This window comes from Kribbella albertanoniae, assembly GCF_004348455.1.
GTDB lineage: Bacteria > Actinomycetota > Actinomycetes > Propionibacteriales > Kribbellaceae > Kribbella > Kribbella albertanoniae.
The window spans coordinates 1-10,061 of the sequence record NZ_SMKA01000321.1; the positions used below are offsets into that span (position 1 = coordinate 1).

General features: G+C 67.6%; 10 protein-coding genes. 3 read left to right on the plus strand and 7 right to left on the minus strand.

Going from position 1 to position 10,061, the window contains the following annotated elements; translation table 11 throughout:
• The coding region (locus tag E1261_RS39520) for an MFS transporter (protein ID WP_338033981.1) at window positions 1-618 on the minus strand (618 nt) is incomplete at its 3' end.
• Between the two features lie 73 nt (window positions 619-691).
• On the opposite strand from E1261_RS39520, the gene E1261_RS39525 reads away from it, so the two are divergent.
• The 3 genes from E1261_RS39525 (at window position 692) to E1261_RS39535 (ending at window position 2,892) form a co-directional block, all read left to right on the plus strand.
• Window positions 692-1,555 carry a LysR family transcriptional regulator gene (locus E1261_RS39525; protein ID WP_132414881.1) on the plus strand — a complete coding sequence of 288 codons (864 nt, stop codon included), beginning with the start codon at window positions 692-694 and terminating at the stop codon, window positions 1,553-1,555.
• Between the two features lie 86 nt (window positions 1,556-1,641).
• Window positions 1,642-2,199: a hypothetical protein gene (locus E1261_RS39530; RefSeq protein ID WP_132414882.1), complete on the plus strand. Its 558-nt coding sequence runs from the start codon at window positions 1,642-1,644 to the stop codon at window positions 2,197-2,199.
• A 63-nt stretch (window positions 2,200-2,262) separates the two neighbouring features.
• Window positions 2,263-2,892 carry a lysoplasmalogenase gene (locus E1261_RS39535; RefSeq protein ID WP_132414883.1) on the plus strand — a complete coding sequence of 210 codons (630 nt, stop codon included), beginning with the start codon at window positions 2,263-2,265 and terminating at the stop codon, window positions 2,890-2,892.
• Here the strand turns inward: E1261_RS39535 and E1261_RS39540 are convergent.
• The 6 genes from E1261_RS39540 to E1261_RS39565 form a co-directional block, all read right to left on the minus strand.
• Window positions 2,876-5,968 carry a helicase HerA domain-containing protein gene (locus E1261_RS39540; protein ID WP_132414884.1) on the minus strand — a complete coding sequence of 1,031 codons (3,093 nt, stop codon included), beginning with the start codon at window positions 5,966-5,968 and terminating at the stop codon, window positions 2,876-2,878. The two genes, E1261_RS39535 and E1261_RS39540, sit on opposite strands and share 17 nt — an antisense overlap.
• Entirely contained in the window at window positions 5,965-6,585 is a 621-nt protein-coding gene (locus E1261_RS39545; protein ID WP_132414885.1) for a hypothetical protein, read from the minus strand. Before E1261_RS39545 ends, E1261_RS39540 begins: the two co-directional genes overlap by 4 nt.
• A gap of 40 nt (window positions 6,586-6,625) precedes the next feature.
• Window positions 6,626-7,633 (minus strand): hypothetical protein, encoded by a 1,008-nt coding sequence (locus E1261_RS39550; protein WP_132414886.1) that lies wholly within the window; start codon window positions 7,631-7,633, stop codon window positions 6,626-6,628.
• Window positions 7,633-8,133 (minus strand): DUF4365 domain-containing protein, encoded by a 501-nt coding sequence (locus tag E1261_RS39555; RefSeq protein ID WP_132414887.1) that lies wholly within the window; start codon window positions 8,131-8,133, stop codon window positions 7,633-7,635. The genes E1261_RS39550 and E1261_RS39555 overlap by 1 nt, the downstream gene beginning before the upstream one ends.
• Before the next feature lie 107 nt (window positions 8,134-8,240).
• Entirely contained in the window at window positions 8,241-9,563 is a 1,323-nt protein-coding gene (locus E1261_RS39560; RefSeq protein ID WP_132414888.1) for a M20/M25/M40 family metallo-hydrolase, read from the minus strand.
• Window positions 9,564-9,569: 6 nt separating this feature from the next.
• Entirely contained in the window at window positions 9,570-10,061 is a 492-nt protein-coding gene (locus E1261_RS39565; RefSeq protein WP_132414889.1) for a VOC family protein, read from the minus strand.

Below are 10,061 nucleotides of genomic sequence, written 5' to 3' on the forward strand. Positions count from 1 at the left end.
CACCAGACCAGCGCGGATCGACGGCGCCTCGCCACCCTCGGTCCGGGCCTCGCCACGGATCCCGAGCCCCGCAAGCCCCGCCGCGAGGACCGCGCCCGCCTCGATCCACAGCAGCCCGTTCGTCACCCCAGCAGCCACCGCCAGCGCACCCAGCACCGGTCCGACGACCATCCCTACCCGCCGTACACCGTCCTGCCAGGTCAGCAACGCGACCGCCTTCCCCGCACCCCACCGATCACCGATGTCGGCAAGCAACGCCGTCCGCCCCGGCGACCCCAACGCGTCGCCGCACCCCAGCAGCAACCCACTCACCACCAGCAGCCACGGCGACAACCACCCCAAGGCCGCCGCTGCCGGCACCATCGCCAGCGCGATCGCCGACACCACAGCGATCACCGCCAGCCGCGGTCCCGAATCGACCCACTGCCGAGCCCGGCGCGCCCACCACGGCGACAACAGGACCGGTACGCCGGCCGCTCCACCCACCAGCCCAGTCGCAGCGACTGACCCCGTCTCCTGCAATACCACCAGCGGCAGCGCAATCTGCGTGAATCGATAGGCCAGGTCGGCCAATCCCCCACCGGCCAGCAACACCAACGCCTCGCCCCGTGCTCTCATACCGTTGATTCTTTGGGGCTTCAGCCCGTCCAGGTAGCCTGCACGGCTTGCACCCTTGCCATAGGCTGAGCCTATGACCTCATTACCCGCGGTCGAGGACCTACGCCTGGTGCAGGCAATCGTGCGGACCGGCGCAGTCGGTACGGCGGCCCGCGAGCTCCGCATCTCCCAGCCCTCCGCGTCCCAGCGCCTGGCCCGGCTGGAACGCCTCTGCGGCACCAAGCTCTTCGAACGCGACACCCGCGGCGCCCGCCCAACCCTGGCCGGCTCCGAGCTCGGCCGCCGCGCCGACCACATCCTCAGCCACCTCGAGGAGGTGTACGACGCCACTCGCGCAGCCGCCTCGGGCCGCCGCCTCGTGATCGGCACCTTCGCCAGCATGGCGCCGATCCTGTTCCCGGTCCTCGACGCCGATCTCCCCGAGACCGACATCGTCCAGCAGGTCGACCACGGCCACTTCCTGGTCGAGCGGGTCGCCGAAGGCACCATGGACGCCGCCTTCATCGCGATCGCCGAGCAGATGACACTGCCCCGTGGCACGGTGTCCCGCCGGGTCGGTCGCGACGACCTCGTCCTGTTCGTCCCGAACGGCGTACCACTCCCCGGCCCAGGCAAGCAGCCCCTCAAGGACCGGTTAGTCCCCTTCTCGACGTACGACCGAGGCAGCGAAGAGGTCCAGGCCCACCTCGTAGCAGCAGGCGCCACCGCCCGCCGCGGCGTCACCCTAGGCACCACAGTCACCATGGCCCGCCGCCGCTCCCACCTGGCCGTAGTCCCCCGCAGCGCCCTGGCCACCGAGCTACTCCCCGGCGAACGCCTGATCCCCGCCCCCTTCCGCTACAAACTCACCCTCTTGGTCGTCACCACACCAACACCCCCAAAGGTCCTCATGACCCAGCTACCCCGCATCCGCAAGACCCTGAACTTGTTGCCCTAGGCATGAACCTCTCCGCGGTTAGGGTGCGGGTGCCTGAAGATCAGCCCCCCATCTGAAAGGTCATGATGTCGATCACTTCTCGTGTTGTGGCAACAGCTGCAGCCCTTGTCGCCGTACTACCCCTGACTGCTCAAGCACTGCCGACCGTTGCCGTAGGCCCCAATGTGACCCCGGCCCGGTTCGCGGCGGAGGTGCGCACCGCCGGCCTCTCGGCCGACGAGCAGAAGGAACTGCAGCGCGCGGTCAACGCCGAGCTGGCCAAGCGCGGCGGCCACCAGATTGCCGCTAACAAGATCCTGTGGGCGGACGGCGGCGCAGCGACCACCATTCCGTACCCCAACGAGCGGAAGGCCCGTGCCCTCGGCGCCTCGATGGGTATCCAGGGCGACCCTGCGACCTGCAGTTACGGAAACTTCTGCGTGTACGCGAACGTGGGCTACAACGGCGCCCGGACCGACTTCTACAACTGCCGGGTGTACTCCTACTACGACGACTTCTGGTCGTACGTGAACAACCAGTCCGACCGCGCCGCGGCCCTGATGTACTGGGACCAGCCGGGTGGCGGCCCGGACGTCACCCCGCAGGCGTGGCACGCGCAGTACACCTGGCAAGGACTGAACTACAGCGGCATCAAGCCCTGCTAGCTGTTCGTGAACTTGTTGTGAACAACCGCTCGACCGGCCAGTTCGTCCGGCAGACTCGGCCCTATGAACCTGGGGCGGCTGGCGACTGACCGGCGACGGTTGACGGCGTACTGGAGCGCGGCCGTGGTGCAGGTTGCCGCGGTCGCGCTCGACGTCAAGATCCTCCGGCAGAGCAGCAAGATCGCGCTGATGCCGCTGCTGCTCTCCTGGACCCGTAGCCAGCAGGCGCACCCGCTACTGCAGGCCGCGCTCCTCGCTTCAGCGGCCGGCGACCTACTCCTCGAAACCCGCTTCGAGCTCGCCGGCATGGCCGCCTTCGCCGCCGCGCACGCCTGCTACCTCGCCTTCTTCGTCAGCAAACCCGGCACCCGCAACTGGCGCACCCTCGCCGTGTACGGCGCCCTGTGGGCAGCGCTGATCGCCGCCCTCTCCCCCGGCCTCGGCAACCAGAAGATCCCGGTCGCCGCCTACGCCTTGTTGCTCACCGCAACAGCCATCGTCTCCCGCTGGCACAACCCCCGCTCAGGCCTCGGCGGCCTGCTTTTCCTCATCTCGGACGCCCTCATCGCCCTCCGCATGTCCGGCCGCGACTTCCCCGGCCGCGGCCCCCTCACCATGTCGACGTACGCTGCCGGCCAATACTTCCTCACCGCAGGAACTACCTCACAAAGACCCGTCAGCCGCGAGCAATAGTGATCACCTCGTCAGCTGTCAGCGGGCTGGCCGGGTGGTGGCTCAGACACATCGGGACCCGCACGCGCGTGAAGCTGGTTCCCTCGGTAGCCGCGTAGAACTCGCCTGCAGTCAGACGAGCAATGTCGTCGACGCTGCCGCCTTTCGCCTTGGCCAGCTCCTTGGCAGCGTTGATCTGTACGGCGACATTGAGCAATCCGTAAAGCTGTGTCGTGGCATTGCCCGGGATCCGGTTGTGCAGAGCCTTCGGTGCCTGGGTGGCAAAGACCAGCCCGAGCCCGTACTTCCGCGCCTGGGTCGCGAGAGCCAGCGTGCTCTGCGTGCACGCCGTGGCCGCCCCCGACGGCGCGAACGTCTGTGCCTCGTCCATCACCAGGAGGCCGCCCAGCGGCCGGTCCCCGGCCGGATTCCGTTTGATCCAAGCGAACAATGACATCTGGAGCTGGTTCACAAAGCTCTGTCGTTGTTCGTCGGCCTGGAGGCCGACAAAGCTGATGACCGAAATCCTGGCCCGGCGTCCAGCCGCCGGGGTGAGCAGAACTCCGGGATCGAGTGGCTCGCCTGCACCACCGAACAAGGGATCGTTGACAGTGTTCGCGGTCAGCGAGTCGGCGATGTCCTCGGCCAGCTTGTGGGCGCTCCGGATCGAACTGACGTCCGACGGCAGATCCGCAAGAAGTTCGATGAATCCGCGCAGTGTCCCGCCTCCGCTGCGCGCGTAGCGCTCCAACGCCTGGCGCAGCACAGCCTCACCGTTGCGGGCTCGCCTGCCGGTCAGATGCGCCCGCGGCAGCAGTCCCGCGACGGCGGCCTCCAGTGCATCGGAGAATTCATCGGGATCGTCCAGTACGCCGCTGAAGTCCGGAAGCGGCTGGAAGGCCAACGGGCGCCCTTTGGTACGGCGGGGTGTCCACACCACCACCTCGGTGCCATCCAGGTACTCGCGCGCCTTGGCCGCGTCGCCCGGCCCCCATCCCGTGGGCGCTTGGGGCCAGGGTTCCCCGAGTCTCGCCAGGTCGTTGTTCGGGTCGAGAACGATCGACGACACGCCCTGCAGCGCGCACTCCTCGATCAAGCGACGCAACATCACGGTCTTCCCGGAGCCCGAGCCGGCGAACGCCACCGCATGCTTTCGCAGCATCCCCAGCGGGATCTCGAACGGCCGGCCTCCCGCCACCGGCACGCCGAGCGAGATCGAGGATTCCTGCTCCGATCGCTGTTCGCGCCGTACTGGTGGATCGTCCACCTTCGGTGCGTCATCGGCTGCGACGGCCTCGTCGAACACCTGCCGGAACAACTCCGAGTTCCCCACCGGACGGCGAGTGCGCAGCCAGTCCAGGAAGCCTGGATCGGGATGGCGCCGCAGCAGGTCCAGCGCGCCGAACGTGCGGAGATCGTCCTCGGTGATGACCAGTGACAACCCGCCGGCCTTCTCGATCTCGGCGAGCTCCTCGGTAGTCTTCGGACCGCTCGACCACCCGGTGTTGCGCAGTACGACCAAGCGTCGCCGGTCCGATCCGGTGTCGATACCGGACTCGGTCCGGGCAGCGCGCAACCGAGTCAGCGCCGCGCGCGGATGGTGGCTGGCAATGGCCCGGAAGCTCCACTGCATCTCGTCGTCGGTCTGTTCGTCGAGCGTACGGCGAAGGCGCGCATGCAGGGCGGGCTTGCTCCCAGGACGAGGATCGAGCTCGAAATCCTGCCCGCGCTCGCCGAGCTCGCTGACATAGCAACTGAGCGCGGCCGCCAGCACCGCAGGCATGACGGTGTCCTCGGTGGCAGGATCCACCGCCGCGTCGACCTCGACAGCCGCCCGCAGCTCCTCGAACCGGTCGTCCAGACGCTTCAGCCCAACAGGTGCCGCGTGCCGGCCGGCTGCCGGACGCAGCGGTGCTTGCTCCCCGAAGTCGGCCATTTCCACGAGCTCGTCGGTCTCCAGGCAACGCCGGATGTGGGCGTCCACTCGTTGCAGGATCCGCCGCGGCGTATAACTCCGCACCTGCCGATCGGCGAACGCCGAGGTGAGCACCGGCCAGGTGGGGTACGGCGGTGTGAACCCGGCGCCGCCGTACAGGCCACTCAGGCGGCTCTCGACGAGCTCTTCGGCGATGGCGGCGGTCGGCATCACGGACTGCATCGACACAAGCCGAAACCGGTCGGCCGCTGCTCCGACGGAAAGCTCCTGGATCAGATTCCAGGTCGCCGGCAGACAGGCGACCACCGACACCGTCCGGCGCGTTCGCTCGCGCAGCTCCATCAAGCCGTCAGCGATCTCGTTGACTTGGCTCGTACGAGCTGTCCGCTGCTCGTCGGCATCGGCTCGCGCGGTGGAGATCTGGGCCAGCAGGCTGTCCAGCTGATCAACCGCGATCACGCTTGGTCCGGTCAGTGCGAGCACTCGGGACAGGTCGCCCAGGATCTCCGGTGGCAACCGAGGACCACCCCTGAACCCCCACATCTCACGGTCCGGGTCCTCAACGGTTCCGTCGAGTTCGAAGTAGCTGTATCCGATCTCCTGAGTCGCGTCATCCGGGCTGAGACTGAGCGCCAACGCCCGGATCGTGTTCCCGCACTCCAGCGCAATGGTCGGGTCGACCCTGCGGAGCCCAGCCAGAAAGGCGTCGAGGTCGACCCGTCGGATGGGTTCAGCGCCGACCAGCCGTGCCCGCGTCCCTGCGTCGACTCCGGCCTGATCGGCGAGCCGATCGAGCAGCGTACTCAGCTGCCGGCTGCGTGCCGCGCGGAAGCCGTCCATCATCCCGCGCACCGCGCTCGGCCAGAAGGCGCCGCCACTGACCAGCTTGATCAGGAAGAAGTACCCCTCGGTGTCCTGCACCCGCTGCCGCAACCAACCCAGCAGATGGGTCTTGCCGACGCCCTTCTCACCCTCGAGCGCGATTCCGATCGGGCTGGATCCGTGACTCCGCCGTGCCATGGCGACCGCGGACAGGACCGATCGGACGGCGTCCTTGTGCAGCTCATCGACATGGTGCTCCACCGGTCCCCAGATATCGTCCGGGGTCACCGCCCAGTTGAACTGCGCAGCGGCCAGCGCAGCACGCTCGTCGGGTCTCATGGACGCTCGATCTTCAAGATATGGCGGCTGCTGCCGCCGAACCGCACCGCTGCGTCGTGATCGGCCTCGGTCAGGCTCTGCTGGTTCGCTTCAGCCTGCACATGAACACCGGCCGTCAACGACATCTCCTCCAGGACCTCGTCGAGTTCGTTGCGAGGTACGTCGGCCAGATCTTCCCTGAGTGCGGCGAGGCTGATCCAGGACTCACCGGGCCGCTTGCTCAAGCGCTGGTAGGAGTCCCGCACCCGCTGGGGCAGGTCGGGGCCGGAGGGCGCCTGGAACACCTCGGCCAGGTGCAGGCCACTACGCCGTACATAACGTTGCAGCGACCCGAGAATCGCATAGAGGGCGCCGCCGAAGGCTCCCGCGCGGGCGGGGCGTTCGACCGACAACTCGTCCTCGCACCAGGCCGCACCTTGTTCGGTCAGCGAATGGACGAACAGTCTGCCCCGCTTCTCGGAATCGACCAGCTTGAGGTCGTTCAGTCGCAGCCGGCTCGTGCCGTCGAGTTTGAGACCCGCGACCTCCTGCAGGTCCGCGTTGGACATCTCCCGCCCCTCGGCCAGCAGGGTGAGCAGGACGGATCGTTCCTTCGGGTTGAGGTCTTGTTTCGGCACGGTCTTGGTCCTTTGGTCGGTGCGGTTGAAGCCCTGGTTGTCAGGAATCCGGCAGTACAGTCAGTCCATCCGGATCAGCGCGTAGCCGCACGCGGCCGTCCGGCGTCCACTGCCCGCTGATCCGTACCCGCAGGTGACGGCGGTGTGCGTCCCAGGCCTGCTCGTACTGCTCCTGGCTCGCGAGCCCGGCCCAGACCGAACGTGGGCGAGTGTCGTTCGCGACGGGGCCATGGACCCGGACCCGCCAGCGGTTGTCCCGGTTGCCGGCATCCTGAAGCCCCACGACCCGGCCTTCGAGCGTTCCCGGGCCACTCGGCGCAGGATCGCGCGGTGACTTGCCGCGCTGTTCGAGGCGGCGCGTCACCCGGCCGATCTGCTCGCCGGCTCCGGCTCCGAACGTCAGCTGGGTATCGGGCGCTTCGGACGGTAGGCCGCGGGCCCAGCGAAACTCCAGCTCGAAGGCACCAAGACCACCCGCTGACAGGCGGCCAAGAGCGACGCAGAACGCAGGCGCCACCCCCGCGTCGACAACCTGGTCCAGTGATTCCGTGGCGAGCGCGGCGTGCACTGCGGCCGTCGCGTCGTACAGCTGCCGCAAGATCCGTCCATCCCCCTGGCCCGGAACCAGGATGGTCGCCAACTCGCGCTCGTCGAAGGCCGTGTGCAGCAGTACGCCGGACAGCGCCGCCGGTTGCGGGGCGACGGCGTACAGCATGTCGTGGAGACCGCGCAGCGAGTCGATCCCCGTCGGGAGCGCCACGAACCCATCGACGGCTGATTCGGCGTCACCTCGGTACGACGCTCGGTCCAGGAACGGATAGGCCAGATCGCGCGCGATCTCACCGGATCGGCGGTCCTCGACCTCGGCGAGGGTCCGCAGGAGCTCGTGGACCCGGGACTCGGCATCGATCATCCCGTCGCGCGGCGGCACCAGCACTTCGTACTGGCCCTGCTCCCAGATCACGCCACCGTGCCAGGTGTTTCCGGTAGGCGACCAGCCCGTCCTGGTCAGGTAGGTGACCAGTGCACCGAGCTCGATCGGCCGCATCACGCGCCGCCCGGTCCGAGCAACCTGCGCAACGCCGGCACGGTCAGCACGTTCGCCACCGGCACCCGCACTCGGACCTTACGATCCTTGCGTGGCTCGTCGAAGGTCTCGCTGTCCCGCAACGACACGTAGTAGCCGACTTCACGCAACAACAGGCCGCCAGTGCGCAGTGCCGCGTAGTCCGCGCTGACGATCGGTACGACGATCAGGAACAAATAGCAGGGCACCATGACATCCGCACTCGCCAGCCGGTTGAACTGCACCTGGTCGAGACCGTCGAAATCCAGCACCGCCGCCCGTCGACGCGGCCGCGAGGTGGTCTTGACCTGCACATCGATGCGCGGCGAGAAGCTCGAACCGATCCGGCCGGGCTGTTTGATGCAGAGGTCTATGCCGTCGTGATCGACGTCGTCCTGTGACACCAGCAGGCCGGCCGCCGAGGCCAGCACCCGGACGTAGTCCTCACCGAACTTGCCTTGATGAACTCGTGCATCAAGCATTCGACCCCCGGCGTTGCGGTCCGCCATCCCCGAACGAGGCTAGGCCGCCGGGAGCCGATTGTCAGTCCGACGCGTTTCGCACGCCGGCAGCGACCCCGAAGAAATACCTAGGCTTTGTCGAAGAACTGGTCCAGGACTCGCGAACCGAACTCGAGCGAGGCGGTCGGGACGCGTTCGTCGATGCCGTGGAACATGCCCATGAAGTCGAGTTCCGGCGGCAGCTGCAGCGGCACGAATCCGAAGCACCGAACGCCCAGACGGCTCCACGACTTCGCGTCCGTCCCGCCTGACATCAGCAGCGGCGCCGTACGGCTCTGCGGGTCTTCCGCCGCCAGGCACGCCTTCATCGCCTCGACCAGGTCACCGCTGTACTCGGTCTCCAGCGCGATGTCGGTGACCACGCTCTCGCGCATCACCTTGTCGCCGAGCAGCTCGTCGATGGTCGCGTTGAACTCGTCCTCGTACCCCGGCAGGAACCGCCCGTCGATATGCGCCTCGGCGTCCCCCGGGATCACGTTCACCTTGTAGCCGGCGTTCAGCATCGTCGGGTTGGCCGTGTTCCGGATCGTCGCCCCGAACATCCGGCTGAAGCTGCCCAGCTTGGCCAGCGTCTCGGTCATGTCCTCCGGATCGAGCTCGACCTCGAGCACGTCCTCCAGCGTCTTCAGGAACTCCCGCACGGTCGGCGTGATCCGCAGCGGCCACTGGTGCCCACCGATCCGGGTGACCGCCTCGACCAGGTTGGTGACCGCGTTGTCCGTGTTCACCATCGACCCGTGACCCGCCGTACCGCGGGCCTTCAGGCGCATCCAGTTCATGCCCTTCTCAGCCGTCTCGATCAGGTACAGCCGCAGGTCGTCCTTGACCGTGACCGAGAACCCACCGACCTCCCCGATCCCCTCGGTGCAGTCGGCGACCGTGTCCGGATGGTTGTTGATCAGCCACTGAGCGCCGTACACGCCACCGGCCTCTTCATCAGCAGTGAACACCAGCCGCACCGGCCGCCGCGGCTTCACCCCCGCCCGCTGGCGCGCCCGAACGACCGACAGCACCATCGCGTCGAAGTCCTTCATGTCGACCGCGCCGCGCCCCCACACGCACCCGTCGAAGATCTCCCCCGCGAACGGATCGACCTTCCAGTCCTTCGGATCCGCCGGTACGACGTCCAGGTGCCCATGCACGAGCAGCGGATCCGCGCTCTGGTCCTCGCCCTCCCAGTGCGCCACCAACGTCGCCCGCCCCGGCTCCGACTCGTAGATCGTCGACTCGATCCCGACCTCGTCCAGCTTCGCCGCGACATACTCCGCCGCCACGCGCTCCCCGTTGCTCTTCCCATTGCCGTAATTCGTGGTGTCGATCCGGATCAGCTCACTGCAGAGCTCCACCACTTCAGCATCGGCGCGGTACGACGAACCAGTCATGCCACCCATCTTCCCTCAGAGCACGCTCAGCCCGTACATCTCCCCCAGCGGATCCGAGATCAGCTCCACCCGCGCCCCATCCGGATCCCGGAAGTAGATCGACGTACCGCTCTCCTCCAAGTACTCCACGCCCGCCGCATCCAGCCGGTCCCTCAGCTCGGCCCACTTGGCCGGCTCCACCGAGATCGCCAGATGATGCAACCCACCCAGCACCTCCGCGTACGCCCCCAGCTCCAGCCCCGGAAAGTCGAAGAACGCCAGCAAGTTCCCGTTCCCGATATCGAAGAAGAAGTGACTCGACCCCTCGTAGTCCCGATTCCCCACGATCTCCGTCAACGGAAACCCCAGCACCCCCTGATAGAACCGGATGGTCGTCTCCACATCCGCACACAACACCGCCACATGATGCAGCCCCCGCGCCGTACTGGCAGCCCGCTCCTCCCGCAGGTACTCCCCCCGCAACCGCTCCCGCTCCGCCTCAATCCCTGCCACATCAACAGTCCCCAC